Origin of the sequence: Streptomyces boetiae (assembly GCF_031845405.1) — a bacterium.
Lineage (GTDB): Bacteria > Actinomycetota > Actinomycetes > Streptomycetales > Streptomycetaceae > Streptomyces > Streptomyces boetiae.
Genome location: NZ_JAVREN010000063.1, coordinates 1 through 16,022, shown reverse-complemented (window position 1 = coordinate 16,022; position 16,022 = coordinate 1). Strand labels below are relative to the sequence as shown.

12 protein-coding genes, 2 rRNA genes and 1 pseudogene are annotated in these 16,022 nt (G+C 76.4%); 4 read left to right on the top strand and 11 right to left on the bottom strand.

Translation table 11 applies throughout. The annotated features are described in order from the left end of the window. Window positions 1-139: 139 nt before the first annotated feature. The 7 genes from recN to RM780_RS25495 all read right to left on the bottom strand — a co-directional run bounded on the left by recN (window position 140) and on the right by RM780_RS25495 (window position 7,569). Window positions 140-1,945, bottom strand: a complete 1,806-nt coding sequence (recN, locus tag RM780_RS25525; RefSeq protein WP_311633253.1) for a DNA repair protein RecN — start codon at window positions 1,943-1,945, stop codon at window positions 140-142. Between the two features lie 120 nt (window positions 1,946-2,065). Next, window positions 2,066-3,016 carry an NAD kinase gene (locus RM780_RS25520; protein WP_311633252.1) on the bottom strand — a complete coding sequence of 317 codons (951 nt, stop codon included), beginning with the start codon at window positions 3,014-3,016 and terminating at the stop codon, window positions 2,066-2,068. After that, entirely contained in the window at window positions 3,013-3,837 is an 825-nt protein-coding gene (locus RM780_RS25515) for a TlyA family RNA methyltransferase (protein WP_311633251.1), read from the bottom strand. Before RM780_RS25515 ends, RM780_RS25520 begins: the two co-directional genes overlap by 4 nt. Before the next feature lie 7 nt (window positions 3,838-3,844). Further along, window positions 3,845-4,615, bottom strand: coding sequence for a hypothetical protein (locus RM780_RS25510; RefSeq protein WP_311633250.1), 771 nt, complete (start codon window positions 4,613-4,615; stop codon window positions 3,845-3,847). A 10-nt stretch (window positions 4,616-4,625) separates the two neighbouring features. After that, entirely contained in the window at window positions 4,626-5,462 is an 837-nt protein-coding gene (locus RM780_RS25505) for an ABC transporter ATP-binding protein (protein ID WP_311633249.1), read from the bottom strand. Between the two features lie 59 nt (window positions 5,463-5,521). Beyond that, a complete protein-coding gene (locus RM780_RS25500) occupies window positions 5,522-6,589 on the bottom strand; it encodes a FecCD family ABC transporter permease (protein WP_311633248.1) in 1,068 nt (355 codons plus the stop codon). After that, a complete protein-coding gene (locus RM780_RS25495; RefSeq protein ID WP_311633261.1) occupies window positions 6,586-7,569 on the bottom strand; it encodes a FecCD family ABC transporter permease in 984 nt (327 codons plus the stop codon). The genes RM780_RS25500 and RM780_RS25495 overlap by 4 nt, the downstream gene beginning before the upstream one ends. 220 nt (window positions 7,570-7,789) lie before the next feature. Between RM780_RS25495 and RM780_RS25490 the strand changes: the two genes are divergently transcribed. From RM780_RS25490 to RM780_RS25480, 3 genes are all read left to right on the top strand, one after another. Next, window positions 7,790-8,830 (top strand): ABC transporter substrate-binding protein, encoded by a 1,041-nt coding sequence (locus RM780_RS25490; RefSeq protein ID WP_311633247.1) that lies wholly within the window; start codon window positions 7,790-7,792, stop codon window positions 8,828-8,830. A 25-nt stretch (window positions 8,831-8,855) separates the two neighbouring features. Beyond that, window positions 8,856-9,875, top strand: coding sequence for an ABC transporter substrate-binding protein (locus tag RM780_RS25485; RefSeq protein WP_311633246.1), 1,020 nt, complete (start codon window positions 8,856-8,858; stop codon window positions 9,873-9,875). A 102-nt stretch (window positions 9,876-9,977) separates the two neighbouring features. Further along, window positions 9,978-10,832: a siderophore-interacting protein gene (locus RM780_RS25480; RefSeq protein WP_311633245.1), complete on the top strand. Its 855-nt coding sequence runs from the start codon at window positions 9,978-9,980 to the stop codon at window positions 10,830-10,832. Between the two features lie 78 nt (window positions 10,833-10,910). On the opposite strand, the gene RM780_RS25475 is transcribed toward RM780_RS25480, so the two are convergent. Further along, window positions 10,911-11,924 carry an HAD-IIA family hydrolase gene (locus tag RM780_RS25475; protein ID WP_311633244.1) on the bottom strand — a complete coding sequence of 338 codons (1,014 nt, stop codon included), beginning with the start codon at window positions 11,922-11,924 and terminating at the stop codon, window positions 10,911-10,913. 81 nt (window positions 11,925-12,005) lie between these two features. Here RM780_RS25475 and RM780_RS25470 point away from each other — a divergent pair, with 81 nt between their 5' ends. After that, window positions 12,006-13,250 (top strand): DUF1015 domain-containing protein, encoded by a 1,245-nt coding sequence (locus RM780_RS25470; protein WP_311633243.1) that lies wholly within the window; start codon window positions 12,006-12,008, stop codon window positions 13,248-13,250. Between the two features lie 445 nt (window positions 13,251-13,695). Here RM780_RS25470 and RM780_RS25465 read toward each other — a convergent pair. The 3 genes and pseudogenes from RM780_RS25465 to RM780_RS25455 form a co-directional block, all read right to left on the bottom strand. After that, window positions 13,696-14,382 (bottom strand): annotated as a pseudogene (locus RM780_RS25465) (hypothetical protein); the annotation flags it as partial. Window positions 14,383-15,692: 1,310 nt separating this feature from the next. Continuing rightward, a 5S ribosomal RNA gene (gene rrf / locus RM780_RS25460) occupies window positions 15,693-15,809 on the bottom strand. Window positions 15,810-15,924: 115 nt separating this feature from the next. Then, window positions 15,925-16,022 (bottom strand): 23S ribosomal RNA (locus RM780_RS25455); the annotation flags it as partial.

Sequence of the window (16,022 nt, the reverse complement as noted above, 5' to 3'; positions counted from 1 at the left end):
TCTTCCGGTCGTGTCGCCCGTCATGTCGCCGGTGGGCGGCGCGTGTTGCTGAGGGCGACCTCCCGCTCGCGGGGAGTGGATCGCGCTCCAGGATGCCAGGCGGGCGGGCCCCTGCGGTAGCTTCGGCCACCCGCACGGGCTAGCCCGCCTCCGCGGCGCGGCGGTGGCCCAGGCGCGCGGCGGTGGCCAGCAGCTCCTCGGCGTGGGCGCGGGCGAGGTCGGAGTCCTCCTGGCCGGCCAGCATCCGGGACAGCTCCTTGACCCGCCCGTCTCCGTGCACGGAGCGCACCCCGCTGCGGGTGACGGACCCGTCGCTGGTCTTCTCCACCACCAGGTGCCGGTCCGCGAACGCCGCCACCTGCGGCAGGTGCGTGACGACCACGACCTGGGCGGAGTCGGCGAGCTTCGCCAGGCGGCGGCCGACCTCGACGGCGGCCTTGCCGCCCACGCCCGCGTCCACTTCGTCGAAGAGGTAGGTGGGCACCGGCGCGGTCCCGGCGAAGACGACCTCGACGGCGAGCATGACGCGGGAGAGCTCGCCGCCCGAGGCGCCCTTGGCGATGGGGCGCGGGTGGGCCCCGGGGTGCGGGGCCAGCAGCAGCTCCACCTCGTCGGCGCCGTGCGGCCCGGCCAGGACGGTGCGGCCGTCCAGCTCGACGGCCTCCTCGTCCCCGGGCGCGGCCTCGGTCTGGCGTACCTCCACGCTGATCCGGGCGTGCTCCATGGCCAGCTGGGTCAGCTCCTCGGTGACGGCCTTGCCGAAGCGCTCGGCGGCCTCCCGGCGGGCCTCGGTCAGCTCCCGGGCCAGGCCCGAGACGGTGGCGCGCAGCTCGTCCCGCTCGGCGGTCAGCTCGCCGATCCGGTCGTCGTCGCCCTCCAGCTCGGCCAGGCGGACGGCGCCGGCCTCGGCCCAGGCCAGGACGGCGGCGCAGCCCCCGGGCGCGGAGGGGCCGGCGGGGGCGTCGCCGTACTTGCGGATGAGCTGGGCCAGGGCGGCGCGGCGCTCCTCCACGGCGGCCAGCCGCAGCGGGTCGGCGTCCAGCCCGTCCGCGTACCCGGCCAGGCCGCCGGAGATGTCGGCGAGGAGGATGCCGACCTCCCCGAGCCGGTCGGCCAGCTCGGCGAGCGCCGGGTCGTGGCCGCGTACCGCCTGGAGGGCGCGGTGCGCCCCGGCGACGAGCGTGGAGGCGTCGACGGCCTCGGGGTCGGCCGGGTCGCCGGCCAGCGCGCCGTGGGCCTGGGCGGCGGCGGAGGCCAGGGCCTCGGCGTGCCCCAGGCGGGCGGCCTCGGCGGCCAGTTCGGCGTCCTCGCCCGGCCGGGGCTGGGCGGCGGCGATCTCGTCCAGGCCGAAGCGCAGGAGGTCGGCCTCCTGGGCGCGTTCCCTCGCGCGGGTGGTCAGCTCGGCCAGGCGGGCGTTGACGTCCCGCAGCCGCCGGTAGGCGTCCTGGTACGCGGCCAGCGGACCGGCAACGGCCTCCCCGGCGTACCGGTCCAGGGCCTGCCGCTGCCGGGCGGGCCGCAGCAGCCCCTGCTGGTCGGTCTGGCCGTGGACGGCGACCAGGTCCTCGCCCAGTTCGACCAGCAGCCCCGCCGGGACGGAACGCCCTCCGACGTGGGCGCGGGAGCGGCCCTCGGCGGAGACGGTGCGGCTGACCAGCAGCGCGCCCTCGTCCAGCTCGGCCCCGGCCTCGGCGGCCCGCAGGGCGGCGGCGGAGTCGGGCGGGAGGGCGATGCGGCCCTCCACCAGGGCGGAGGCGGCTCCGGCCCGGACGTACCCCGCATCCGCACGCCCGCCCAGCAGCAGCCCGAGGCTGGTGACGACCATGGTCTTGCCCGCACCGGTCTCACCCGTCACCGCGGTGAAGCCGGAGGACAGCTCGACGACGGCGTCATCGATCACGCCCAGGTCCTTGATCCGCATCTCCTCCAACACGGATACGACCATACGAGGTTCGCCGGGCCGCTGGCGACGGGCCTCGGGGACCGGTCCCGGATCGACACCGCTCCGCCACCGCGCGAAAGAGGCCCGGGCCGGGGCAGCGCGGCTGCGTGCGGGAGAACGCCCTCAGTGCGGCGCGCCACGCCAACCGGCCACCGGCAGCGCGAACTTGGCGACCAGCCGGTCGGTGAACGGCGCGTGGTGCAGCCGGGCCAGCCGCACGGGAACGGCCCCCCGCCGCACCTCCACCCGGGCGCCCGGCGGCAGGTCGATCGTCCGGCGCCCGTCGCACCACAGGACGCCCGGCCTGGTGTGCTGCCCGACCTCGACCGCGAGCACCGAATCGGGGGCGGTGACCAGCGGCTTGGCGAACAGGGCGTGCGCGCTGATCGGCACCATCAGCAGCGCCTCGACCTCGGGCCACACCACGGGGCCGCCGGCCGAGAAGGCGTAGGCGGTGGAGCCGGTGGGGGTGGCGCACACCACGCCGTCGCCGCCGAAGCCGGAGACCGGGCGTCCGTCGACCTCGATGACGACCTCCAGCACGCGCTCGCGCGCGGCCTTCTCCACGGAGGCCTCGTTCAGGGCCCAGTCGGTGTGCACCACGCTGCCGTTGTCGAACACCAGGACGTCGAGCGTCATCCGTTCCTCGACCTCGTAGGCGCGGCCGACCACCCGGTCCACGACCTTGTCGAGGTCGTCGCGCTCGGCCTCGGCGAGGAAGCCGATGCGGCCGAGGTTGACGCCGAGCATCGGCACGCCGGAGGCGCGGGAGAACTCGGCGCCGCGCAGCAGGGTCCCGTCGCCGCCGAGGACGACCAGGAGTTCGCAGTCGTCCAGGACGCCGTGGCCCGGCTCGGCCTTGTCGACGCGCTGCACGTCCTCGGGCAGGGACAGGTCGGCGGCCTCCTCGGCCAGTACCCGCACGCCGATGCCGTGCGCCAGCAGGCCCTGCACGACGCGCTCGGCGCTGCGGATGGCGGCCGGGCGGCCGGTGTGGGCGAGCAGGAAGACGGTGCGCTCCGCCGCGCGCTCCCCGGCGTGCGCTCCGGCGCTCGCGGTGGTCCCGGTGGTCACTGCGGCCCCTCCCTGACGGCACGTTCCACGTCGGCCGGCTGGAGCGCGGGCGCCCCGGCGCGCAGCCACAGAAAGTATTCAACATTGCCCGAGGGCCCCGGCAGCGGGCTGGCCGTGACGCCCGCGACGCCCAGCCCGTGCCCGGCGGCCTGGCCGGCGACGGCCCGCACGGCCTCGGCGCGCAGGGCCGGGTCGCGCACCACGCCGCCGCTGCCCAGGCGTTCCCTGCCGACCTCGAACTGCGGCTTCACCATCAGCACGTGGTCGGCCCGCGGCGCGGCGCAGCGCACGAGGGCGGGCAGCACGAGGCCGAGGGGAATGAACGACAGGTCCCCCACGACCAGGTCCACCGGCTCGCCGCCGAGGTCCTCCGGGGTCAGGTCCCGGACGTTGGTGCGGTCCCTGACGGTGACGCGGGCGTCGGCGCGCAGGGTCCAGGCGAGCTGGCCGTAGCCGACGTCCACGGCCACGACGGAGGCGGCGCCGGCGCGCAGCAGGACGTCGGTGAAGCCGCCGGTGGAGGCCCCGGCGTCCAGGGCACGGCGCCCGGCCACGTCCAGGCCGAGGGGCGTGAACGCGGCGAGCGCGCCCGCGAGTTTGTGCCCGCCGCGCGAGGCGTAGCCGGGGTCGGCCTCGTCCTCGCGGACGATCAGGGCCGCGCTGGTGGCGACCTGGGTGGCGGGCTTGGTGGCCGGGGCGCCGTCCACGGTGACCCGGCCGGCGTCGATCAGCGTCCGGGCGTGCTCGCGCGAGCGGGCCAGTTTGCGGCGCACCAGCTCGGCGTCGAGGCGGGCCAGGCGGCGCTGTGTCGCTGCTGCCACGGGGTGTTCAGCTCCTGGGGGTGGGCACGGGGGCGGGCCGGTCGAGGGCGGCGAGGGTGTCGCGCAGCGCGCCGTGCACGTCCTCGTAGATCCCGGGGTGGTCGGCGACGGGCAGCCGCCCCGCGTCGTCCAGCCGCCGCAGCCGCCCGTCCACCCCGGCGTGCCCGGTCGGCGCCAACTCGATTCCCAACGGCCGGGGGGCGTCGTCGAGCGCGGCATCGTCGAGCAGCGCCTCGCCAGGCGGGGTCCCGCCGGGCCCGCCGCCCGAGGTGCCCTCCCCGGCCCCGGCATCGGGAACGGACGCGCGGGCGCCCTCGCCGTGTTCGCCCCCCTCGCCCCGGGCGTCACCGGGCGCAGTGGCCCGAGCGCCGGGGCCCTCACCGGCGGCTTCGCCGGCTCCGGGCCGCGTGCCGTCGCGGCCCCCGTCCCGGCCGCTGCCGGGAAGGACCTCGCCGGAGCCGCCGGCCTGCGCCGGGGCCGTTTCCCCGCCGCCGTCGCCGCGGGCGTTCCCGGTCGGGCGCGCGGGCACCGCCCCGGGCGCGGGCGCGGGGCCCGGAACGCCGGGGAACGCCCGGGGCGGGCCGCCGTCGGGGACGGTTCCCCCGGCGGGCCGGGGCGGCGGACCGGGCCGGGGAGAGGAGCCGGGAACGGCCGGCGGACCGGGAGCGTCCGGCGCCGCCGGACCGGGCACGGGCGAAGAAGATGCCGCCGCCCGCGCCGGAGCGGCGGCGTCCCGCGCGCCGTCCCCGGCGGGCTGGTTGTGGGCCTGCTGGTGCATGGCCCCGACGCTACCCGGTGACCGCCGGGCTGCGGCGCCGCGCCGCCGGAACGACCAGCGGGGTGCCCGTCTCCGGGTCCTCGATGACCCGGCACGGGAGCCCGAAGACCTCCTCGACCAGCGCGGCCGTGACCACCTCGGCGGGCGGCCCCTCGGCCACCACCCGCCCCTCGCACAGGGCGACGAGGTGCGTGGCGTAGCGGGCGGCCTGGTTGAGGTCGTGCAGGACGGCGACGAGGGTGCGGCCCTGCTCCTCGTGGAGGCGGGCGCACAGGTCGAGCACCTCGATCTGGTGCGCGATGTCGAGGAAGGTCGTCGGCTCGTCCAGCAGCAGCAGCGGCGTCTGCTGAGCCAGGGCCATGGCGATCCACACGCGCTGCCGCTGGCCGCCGGAGAGTTCGTCCAGGTGCCGCCCCGCCAGCGCGGAGACGCCGGTGGCCGCCATCGACTCCCCCACGACCCACTCGTCCTCGGCCGACCACTGCCGCAGCAGGCCCTGGTGGGGGTAACGGCCGCGCGCCACCAGGTCGGCGACGGTGATGCCCTCGGGGGAGGTGGGCGACTGCGGCAGCAGGCCCAGCTCGCGGGCCAGCCGCTTGGCCGGGTAGGAGGAGATGGCCCGCCCGTCCAGCAGCACCTGGCCCCGCTCGGGCCGCAGCATCCGCGCCAGCGCCCGCAGCAGCGTGGACTTGCCGCAGGCGTTGGGCCCCACGATGACGGTGAACGACCGGTCGGGAACGTCCAGGCTCAGGTTCTCCGCGATCACCCGCCCGCCGTGGTCGTAGGCCAGCGTGACCTCCCGCGCGCACAGCCGCCCGCCCGCGCCCCTCTCGTTCGCGCCACCCACGGCGTCTCCCTTCTGTCCGTTCGGTCCGCCCGTCCGCACCCGCAACGCCCTCACCCCGCTCACACCCGCCCCGCCCGCCGCTCCGTGTACAGCAGCCACAGCAGGTACGCGCCCCCCAGCACGGAGGTCACCGCGCCGACGGGCAACTGGCGCCCGGGGAAGGCCGACTGCGCCAGGTAGTCGGAGGCCGCCATCAGCAGCGCGCCCATCAGCGCGGCGGGGAGCAGGTTGGGCCCGGGGGCGCGGGTGAGGCGGCGGGCAAGCTGCGGGGCGGTGAGGGCGACGAAGACGATGGGCCCGGCGGCGGCCGTGGCCACGGCCGTCAGCAGCACGGCCGCGACCACCAGCAGCAGGCGGGTGCGCTCCACGCGGACGCCGAGCGCCCCGGCGGCCTCGTCGCCCATCTCCAGCATCCGCAGCGGCGCGCCCTGGGTGAGGATCAGCGGCAGCAGCACCGCGCAGGCGGCCAGCAGGGGCCAGAATTCGCCCCAGTCACGGCCGTTGAGCGAGCCGGTGAGCCACAGCACGGCGCGGGCCGCGTCCACGATCTCCGCGCGGGTGAGGAGGTAGCTGTTGACGGCGGTGAGGGTGGCGGCGGCCCCGATACCGACCAGCACCAGCCGGTAGCCGTGGACGCCGCCGCGCCAGGCCAGGAGGTAGACGGCCAGGCCGGTCAGCAGACCGCCGCCGACCGCCCCGGCGGCCACCGCGGCCGTTGACCCGTCCAGCAGCACGATGACGGTCAGGGCCCCGGCCGCCGAGCCCTGGTTGAAGCCGACGACGTCCGGACTGCCCAGCGGATTGCGGGAGACGGCCTGGAAGACCGCGCCGGAGACGCCCAGGGCCAGGCCCACCAGCAGGGCCACCAGCACGCGGGGCAGGCGCAGTTCGTGGACGATGAACTCCTGGGCGGCCGTGCCGCCCCCGGTCAGGGTCCGCAGCACCTCGCCGGGCGGGATGGCGTAGTCGCCGGTGCCGATCAGCAGCACGGCCACGGCCAGGGCGAGGACGGCCAGAAGCAGCCCGGCCAGCGCGCCGCGGAGGTGGAGGCGCAACGACAGGCCGCCGCGCGTGCGCAGCACCGGGCCGCGGGCCGCCCGGGGGGCGGCGGTCGGGGTCTCACTCACAGCTGGGCCATCCTCCGGCGGCGGATCAGGTGGATGAAGACCGGGCCGCCGAGCAGGCCGGTGACGATGCCCACCTGGAGCTCGTCCGGGCGGACCACGAGCCGGCCCAGGACGTCGGAGCAGAGCAGCAGCACGGGCGAGAGGACGGCCGAGTAGGGCAGGATCCAGCGCAGGTCGGGGCCGGTCAGGGCGCGTACGGCGTGAGGAACCATCAGCCCGACGAAGACGATGGGCCCGCAGGCGGCGGTGGCCGCCCCGCACAGCAGGGTCACCGAGGCCATGGCCAGGACCCGGGTGCGGGTGAGGCCGGCGCCGAGCGCGCGGGCGGTGTCGTCGCCCAGGGCCACGGCGTTGAGGGGGCGGCCCAGGGCGAGGGCGAGGACCGTGCCCGCCAGGAGGAACGGCAGCACCTGGGCGATGATGTCCGGATCGGCGGCGGCCAGCGAGCCCACGGTCCAGAACCGCATCCGGTCCAGCGCCGAGGTGTCCAGCAGCATGACGGCGTTGACGTAGCCGAACAGCGCGGCCTGAGTGGCCATCCCGGCCAGCGCCAGGCGCACGGGCGTGGCGGAGCGGGTGCCGCCCAGGGCGTACACCAGGACGGCGACCGCGGCGGCGCCGAGGAAGGCGAACCACACGTAGCCGGTCAGGGAGCTGACGCCCAGGAAGCTGATGGCGGAGACAACGGCCGCCGCGGCCCCGGCGTTGACCCCCAGCAGGCCCGGCTCGGCCAGCGGGTTGCGGGTGAGGGCCTGCATCACGGCCCCGGCCAGGCCGAGGGCGGCGCCGGCCAGCAGGCCCAGGACGGTGCGGGGCAGGCGCACGTCGCGCACGACGACGTCGTTGTCCGTGCCGGTGTAGCCGAACAGCCCGTGCCAGACCTCGGACAGCGGGATCGGCTTGGCGCCCAGCGCCACGCTGGCCGCCGCCACGGCGAGCAGCAGGGCCGTCGCCGCGGCCAGTCCGGCGGCCCGCCGCAGCGCGCCGCGCCGGACCGGGTCTGCGGCGTGCGGCGACGGGGCGGCCTCCCGGGGCGAAGACTCCCGGGGTGAAGAGGCGGGCGGCGCGCCGGAGTTGACGACGGTCACACGGGACTCCTCGGGGCGGCACTGTCGAACGAGACGCACTTAGGTTAGCCTAACCTCGCTTTCCGGCCATTCGCCGGTCACGCGCGAGACCTCGAGAGGCCAAGGCACGCCCATGACCCGTTTCCCCCAGACCGCGTTCACCCGGCGCTCCCTGCTCGCCGCCGGGGCAGCCGCGGGCACCGGCGCCCTCCTGACCGCCTGCGGCGGGGACGGCGGCCCGGGCGGAGCGGGCGGCGAGTCGGGCGGCGACGGCTCCGGCGGAGGCTGGACGTTCACCGACGACCGCGGCGAAACGGTTCGCCTCGATGCCCGCCCCGAACGTCTCGTCGCCTACGTCGGCTCGGCCGCCGCGCTGCACGACTACGGCGTGCGCTGCACCGGCGTCTTCGGCCCGACCGTCCTGCCCGACGGCTCGCCCGACGTGCAGGCCGCCCGGCTGGACGTCGAGGAGGTGACCGTCCTGGGCAACACCTGGGGCGAGTTCAACGTCGAGGCCTACGCCGAGCTCCAGCCGCAGCTCCTCATCAGCGGCGTCCACACCCCGCCCGACCTGTGGTACGTCCCCGAGGACAGCGCCGAGGAGATCCTGTCCCTGGCCCCCTCCGTCGGCATCCGCACCCTGGGCCCCGGGCTCGCCACCATCCTCACCCGCTACACCGAACTCGCCGAGGCCCTGGGCGCCGACCTCGCCGCCCCCGCCGTCACCGAGGCCCGCGCCCGCTTCGACGCCGCCGCCGGGGCCGTGCGCACCGCCGCCCGCGACAACGGCGGCCTGCGCGTCCTCGTCATCTCGGCCACCGCCGACCAGATCTGGTTCGCCGCCCCCGCCGCCCTCCCGGACCTGACCTACTTCACGGAGCTGGGCGTGGCGTTCGTCTCCCCCGACAACCCCGAGGACGGCGGCGTCTTCGAGTCCGCGAGCTGGGAGAACGCCGACCGCTACCCCGCCGACCTGATCCTGGTCGACAACCGCACCAGCAACCTCCAGCCCGCCGACCTCCAGGAGCGGAAGCCCACCTGGCGCGCCCTGCCCGCCGTCCGGGCCGGCCAGGTCGCCTCCTGGACCGCCGAGCCCACCTTCAGCCACACCGGCGTCGCCCCCCTGCTGGAGGACCTGGCCGACGCCGTCCGCACCGCCACCCGGGCCGCCTGAGCGCCGCCCGCCTTGAAGGAGTCCCATGAGACCCACCCGCCGCTCCCTGCTGACCGCCGGAGGCGCCCTCGGCGCGGGCGCCCTGCTCGCCGCCTGCGGCAGCGGCTTCGACGGCTCCCAGGACCCGGGCGACGGCTCCGCCTCCGGCGGCTCGCGGCCGTTCCGCTTCACCGACGACCGCGACGAGACCGTCGAGCTGGACACCACGCCCGAGCGCGTTGTGGCCTTCGTCTCCTCCGCCGCCGCCCTGCACGACTACGGCATCAGGTGCACCGGCGTCTTCGGCCCCAGCAGCCCCATCGACGGGCGGCCCAACCCCCAGGCCGGCGACCTCGACCTGGACCGCCTCACCAGTGTCGGCGAGGCGTGGGGCGAGTTCGGCATCGAGGCGTACGCCGAGCTGCGGCCCCAGTTGCTGATCAGCAACATGTTCCCGCCGCCCGACCTGTGGTTCATCCCCGAGGAGGGCCGCGACGAAATACTCTCCCTGGCCCCCAGCATCGGCATCACCGGGGCCCGGGTCTCCCTCCTGGAGCCGCTGGCCCGCTACGCCGAACTCGCCGAGGCCCTGGGCGCCGACCTCGCCGCCCCCGCCGTCACCGAGGCCCGCGCCCGCTTCGACGCCGCCGCCGAGGCCGTGCGCACTGCCGCCCGCGACAACCCCGGCCTGAAGCTCATGGCCGTCACCGGCGACGACCAGCAGTTCTACGTGGCCGTCCCCGACGCCTATACCGACCTGCACTACTTCCGGGAGCTGGGCGTGGAGGTGGTCCAGGGCAGCCCCAGCGACGAGTGGGGCTTCTGGGAGTTCCTCAGCTGGGAGAACGCCGGCCGCCACCACGCCGACGTCATCCTCCTGGACAACCGCTCCCAGTCCCCCAGCGCCGAGGACCTGGCCGCCCGCCCCACCTGGAACCGCCTCCCGGCCGTCGCCGCCGGCCAGGTCATCCCCTGGTCCATGGAGGAGCGCTACAGCCACGCCGGCTACGCCCCCGTCCTGGAGGCCCTGGCCGACACCCTGTCCACCGCGGAACGCCTGACCTGACCGCCGCCGAACGCCTGACCTGCGCCGAACGCCTGACCCGACCGCCGCGCGGCCCCGCGCCCACCGCGCCCAGCCCCCGATCACGGAAGGACGGACCTTGCCATGGCCGACTCCCCCTTCGCGTTCTTCGACCTGCACGTCCTGCGGGCCGCCCGCATCAGCCCCGGCTTCGTCCGCGTCACCCTCGGCGGCGCCGCCCTGAGCGACTTCGCCTGCGGCGGCCGGGACCAGCGGTGCAAGGTCTTCCTGCCCCGCCCCGGCCAGGCCCGCGCCGCCGTCCCGCGCGAGGCCCCCGCCGCCGAGTGGTGGCCCGCCTGGCGGCGCATGCCCGCCGGGGAACGCGCCCCCATGCGCACCTACACCGTCCGCGAACACCGACCCGAGGCCGGGGAGGCCGGGGAGCTGGACATCGACTTCGCCCTGCACGCCGACACCGGCCCCGCCTCCCGGTGGGCCACCCGCGCCCGCCCCGGCGACCCGCTCACCCTCCTGGGGCCCGTCACCGCCGACAACGCCGGCGTCGACTTCCGCCCGCCCGAGGGCACCGACTGGCACCTGCTGGCCGCCGACGCCACCGCGCTCCCGGCCGTCGCCGGCATCCTCGCCTGGCTGCCGCCCGGCGCCCGCGCCCGGGTGTGGATCGAGGTCGAGCACGCCGCCGACCGCCAGGAGCTGCCCACCGCCGCCGACGCCGAGGTCACCTGGCTCTTCCGCGACCTGCTCCCGCCCGCCGCCCGCCGCGACGCGCTCCCGGCCGCGCTGCGCGCCGCCCGCCTGCCCGAGGGCACCCCCTACGCCTGGCTGGCCGGCGAGGCCGGCACCGTCCGCGAGCTGCGCCGCCACCTGACCGGCGAACGCGGCCTCGACCGCCGCCGGATCACCTTCACCGGGTACTGGCGGCGCGGCACCTCCGAGGAGGACCTGATCGCCGAGGCCATCGCCGCCGAGGCCGCCTGACCGGCGGCCGAACGCCCGCCCCGGCCGTTACGCCGCGCCGAACGCCCGCGTCCGCCCCGGCCGTTGACCCGGGCCGCCTCACTGCCCCCCGAAGTCCAGCCGCCCCAGCGCCGCCGCCGCGTCCACCGGCCCCGCCGCCGACCAGGCGGCGGCGCACACCGCCCGCAGCCCGTCCACCGGATCGGCCCCCTCCCCGCCCCCGGCCAGCGCCACCAGCCCGTCCGCGCCCGCCACGGCCCGCCACCCGCCGCACCGGAACCCCGCCCCGTCCCGCACCGGCTCCGGGTAGGGCACGTTCAACGCCCGCAGATCCGCCGCCAGATACGTCGGCCGGTGCTCCGGCGCGGCCCCCGGGAGCTGTGCCGCCTCCGTCACCCCCGTCAGCACCAGCAGGGAGTCCACGCCCCCCGCGTGCGCCCCCTCGATGTCCGTGTCCAGGCGGTCCCCCACCACCAGCGGGCGCACCGCGCCGGTGCGCAGGATCGACTCCCTGTGCATCGGCGGCAGCGGCTTGCCCGCCACCCGCGGTTCCCGCCGCCGCCCGGACGCGATCCGCACCACCTCCACGGCGGCGCCGTTCCCCGGCGCGATGCCACGCCCGCTCGGCACCGTCAGGTCCGTGTTCGAGGCGTACCAGGGCACGCCCCGGTTCACCGCCAGAGCGGCCTCCATCAGCACCGCCCACCGCATCTCGGGCCCGCCGTAGCCCTGCACCACCGCCGCCGGCCCCTCGTCCGCCGAGTCCACGGGCCGCAGCCCCCGCTCCCGCAGCGCCACCCGCAGCCCCTCGCCGCCCGCGCACAGCACCGCGGAACCGGCCGGAACCTCCTCCGCGATCAGCCGCGCCACCGCCTGCGCCGAGGTCACCACCTCCTCCGCCGCGGCCGGCACGCCCAGGCGCGAGAGGTGCTCCGCGACGACCTCCGGCGTGCGCAGGGCGTTGTTCGTCACGTAGGCCGGCGCCATGCCCGCCGAACGGGCCTCCCGCAGCGCCTCCACCGCGTGCGGCACCGCCTCGCCGCCCGCGTAGACCACGCCGTCCAGATCGAGCAGCGCCGTGTCGTACGCCTCGCTGAGCACCACGCCGACCATCCGTCCCACTCCCTCGTTCCGCCGGTCCCGGCACGCCGCCCTCGATCATCCCCCACCGGCCGCAGACCTTACGATGCGGGGATGCACGCCGTCGGGCTCGACCTCGCGCCGTTCCGTGCCCTCCGCTACGTGCCCGAGCGCGTCGGCAGCCTGGCCGCCGTCACCTCGCCGCCCTACGACGTCGTGATCCGCCCCGACGGACTGCACCGGCTGGAGACCGCCGACCCCCACAACATCGTCCGGCTGATCCTCCCCCAGGCAGACGACCCGCCCACGGCCCACCGCCGCGCGGCCGAGACCCTGCGCCGGTGGCGCGCCGAGGGCGTTCTCGCCACCGACCCGCGCCCCGCCCTGTACGTGTACGAGCAACGCGCCGGAGCCGCCCTCCAGCGCGGCATCGTCGGCGCCCTGCGCCTGACCCCGCCCGAAGAGTGCGTCGTCCTCCCCCACGAGGACGTCATCCCCGGCGTCGTCGCCGACCGCGCGGCCCTGATGCGCGCCACCGCCGCCAACCTGGAGCCCCTGCTCCTCGCCTACCGTGGCGGCGACGGCGGAACGGGAGCCGCCGCGGCCCTCGAACACGCCGTCTCGGGCACCCCGTTGATCGACACCACCACGGCCGACGGCACCGCGCACCGCGTCTGGCGGATCACCGAGCCGGCCCGCGTGGCCGCCGTCCGCCGCGACCTGGCGCGGCACCGGGCCCTGATCGCCGACGGGCACCACCGCTGGGCGACCTGCCTGCGGGTGTGCGCCGAGCACTCGGGGCGCCGCCCCTGGGACCGGGGCATGGTCCTGCTGGTCGATACCGCCCGGTACCCCCTGCGCGTGCAGGCCGTCCACCGAGTGCTGCCCGACCTCCCGGCCGCCGAGGCCCTGGACCGGCTCGGCGCCGTCTTCCGCACCCGCACGCTGCACGCCGCGCTGCCCGACGCGCTGGCGCACCTGGCCGCCGCGCCGGGCCCCGCGTTCCTGCTGGCCGGGGCCGGCCTCTTCCACCTGCTGGACCGCCCGGCCCCCGAGACGCTGGAACGCGCCATCCGCCCGGACCGCCCGCGCACCTGGCGCGAGCTGGACGCGACCGTGCTGCACGCCGTCCTCTCCCGCGCCGCCTGGCGCCCCGGCCCGATCCGCTACCTCCACGACGCGGCCGGAGCGGTGGCCCAGGCCGAACGCGCCGGAGGCACCGCCCTGCTGCTGCGCCCGGTCCCGGAGGCCACGGTCCGGGCACTGGCCGAGGCGGGCGTCACCATGCCGCACAAGTCCACGTCCTTCGGCCCGAAGCCGGCCACCGGCCTGCTCCTCCGCCCCCTGGACCAGGACTGACACGTCACGAGACGCCCGCTCCCGCTCACTCTTCCCCGGCCTTGCCCCCGGCCCGGGCCCCGCGAGCGTCCATCGCTGACGCCTCGTCCCCGTGCCCATCCTCGGGCCCGGGGGCGTCCGCCTCGGAAGCGTCCACCGCCGACGCCGCGTTCCCGCGCTCGGGAACCTCCGCCTCCGCAACGCCTGTCCCGGGGGCACCCGCTTCCCGCACCTCGCCCTCGGCACGCTCCTGCGCGAGGGAAGCAGCTCCGGCGACGTCCTCCCCGGAGACCTCGTCCCCGGCCAGGTCGTCCTCCACGACGTCGGCGTCCGGGACCCCACGTGCCGGGACTTCGCCCTCCGAGGGCTCGTCGTCCCCGGACACCGGGAATGCCTCCTCGGCCGCTTCCTCGGCGATCTCCTTACCGGAGGTCGCGTCCTCCGGGAAGGCCTCCTCCGCCTCCGGGTCCAATGCGTCCACGAAGTGGACGCCGTCGAGCTCGGCCAGCCGGTCCGACGCGTCCGTCGTGCCACCGCTGTCCGCCTCGGCGGCTCGCGCGAACCACTCGCGCGCCTCCTCCTCACGGCCCACCGCGAGCAGCGCCTCCCCGTAGGCGTAGCGCAGCCGCGCCGTCCAGGGGTGCACGGCCGTGGACGCCAGCTCCGGGCTCTGCAGGGTGACCACGGCGGCCTCGGCCTGGCCCATGTCGCGCCGGGCACCGGCCGCGACGAGCCGCATCTCCACCTGGCCCGCTCTGTCGAGCTGCTGCACCTCGGGCTCGCCCGCCATCGCCAGGGCCCGCTCGGGCCGCCCGATGCCGCGCTCGCAGTCCGCCATGATCGGCCACAGGTGCACCGAGCCGGACATCCGCCGCGCCGCCCGGAACTCGGTCAGCGCCTCGGAGTACTTCCCGACCCCGTAGGCCGCGAAGCCGGCGGCCTCGCGCACGGCCCCGACCCGCGACGCCAGCCGCAGGGCAACGCGGGCGTGGCCATAGGCGCCCTCGGCGTCCTCGTCCAGCAGCCGCGCCACCATCACCAGGTTCCGCGCCACGTCGGTCGCGAGGGTCTTCGGCAGGCTCATCAACTCCTGCCGCACGGAACGGTCGATCTCCTCGCCCGTGACGTCGTCCGGAATCGGCAGCCGACGGATGGGCTCGCGCTCGCGGTCCCGATCGCGCGCCTGGTCGGGCCGGCCGTCGCGGCGGTAGCCACCGCGTGGGCCGCCCCGATCGTCACGCCGCCCCCGGTCATCCCGTGGGGCCGGCCGGTCGCCACGCTCGAAACGCTCCCGCTGATCCCGCCGGAACGGAGGCCGGTCGTCCCGGCCACGCTCGTCCCGCCGATAACCGCCGCCTCCGGAACGCTGCCCCTGCGGCCGGTCGTCACGACGGAACTCCCGCCGCTCGCCATAAGGACGCTCCTCCCGCCGGTACCCACCGCCGGAACGCTCGCCCTGAGGACGGTCATCACGCCGGAACTCGCGCCGCTCCCCGTACTGCGGCCGGTCGTCGCGCCGGAACTCGCGCCGCTCCCCCTGCGGACGGTCATCCCTGCGGTAGCCCCCGCCGGAACGCTCGCCCTGAGGACGGTCGTCGCGGCGATAACCGCCGCCTCCGGAACGCTGCCCCTGCGGCCGGTCGTCACGGCGGTATTCACGGCGTTCCCCGTACTGCGGCCGATCCTGGCGAGAGGGCCGCTCATCACGCCGGAACTCGCGCCGCTCCCCGTACTGCGGCCGGTCGTCGCGCCGGAACTCCCGCCGCTCCCCCTGCGGACGGTCATCCCTGCGGTAGCCCCCGCCGGAACGCTCGCCCTGAGGACGGTCGTCGCGGCGATAACCGCCGCCTCCGGAACGCTGCCCCTGCGGCCGGTCGTCACGACGGAACTCCCGCCGCTCCCCGTACGGACGGTCATCCCTGCGGTAGCCCCCGCCGGAACGCTCGCCCTGAGGACGGTCATCACGCCGGAACTCGCGCCGCTCCCCGTACTGCGGCCGGTCGTCGCGGCTGTAGCCGCCTCGCTGGCCGAAGGGCCGGTCTCCCCGGCGCTGATCCGCCGGCCGCTCCCCGCGCGGCCGGTCGTCACGGGGCCGGTCGTCACGCCGGTAACTCCCCCGGTCTCCCTGGGGCCTGTCGTCCCGTCGCCCGTCGCCCCGGTCGGGCCGGCCCGCCCGGCCGTCCCGGTCCCTGTCACGGTTCCACTCGGGTCGGGGCCCACGCCGGAACCCGGGCCGGTCTCCTGCCCGGCCCCGGTCGTCGCGCCGCCATTCCCCACGTCCACCGTCACCGCGCCGCGGCTCGCGCCCCGACCCGGCGGGACGCTCATTGTCCGAATAAGACATCGCCGCGTTCCTGCCTTTCCTGCACTGCATTCATTTCGCGCATTGCGTTACCGACAACAAATAAAAGACCTCTGGTTCCCCAGCATGTACGCTGGGGAACCAGAGGTCCCATAAGAATTGTCCGGCGGTGTCCTACTCTCCCACACGGTCCCCCATGCAGTACCATCGGCGCTGGAGAGCTTAGCTTCCGGGTTCGGAATGTAACCGGGCGTTTCCTCTCCGCCATGACCACCGGAACACCTAATAAGTGCTCCGAGCGAACAAGCGCACTCTTCACTTAGCGACAGCGCCTCTCCTCACGAGGAGGAAAGACCCGTCGAAATCATCAATTCACAGTGGACGCGAGCATCTGCGGACAAGCCCTCGGCCTATTAGTACCGGTCGACTCCACCCCTCACAAGGCTTCCATCTCCGGCCTATCAACCCCGTCGTCTCCAGGGAGCCTTACC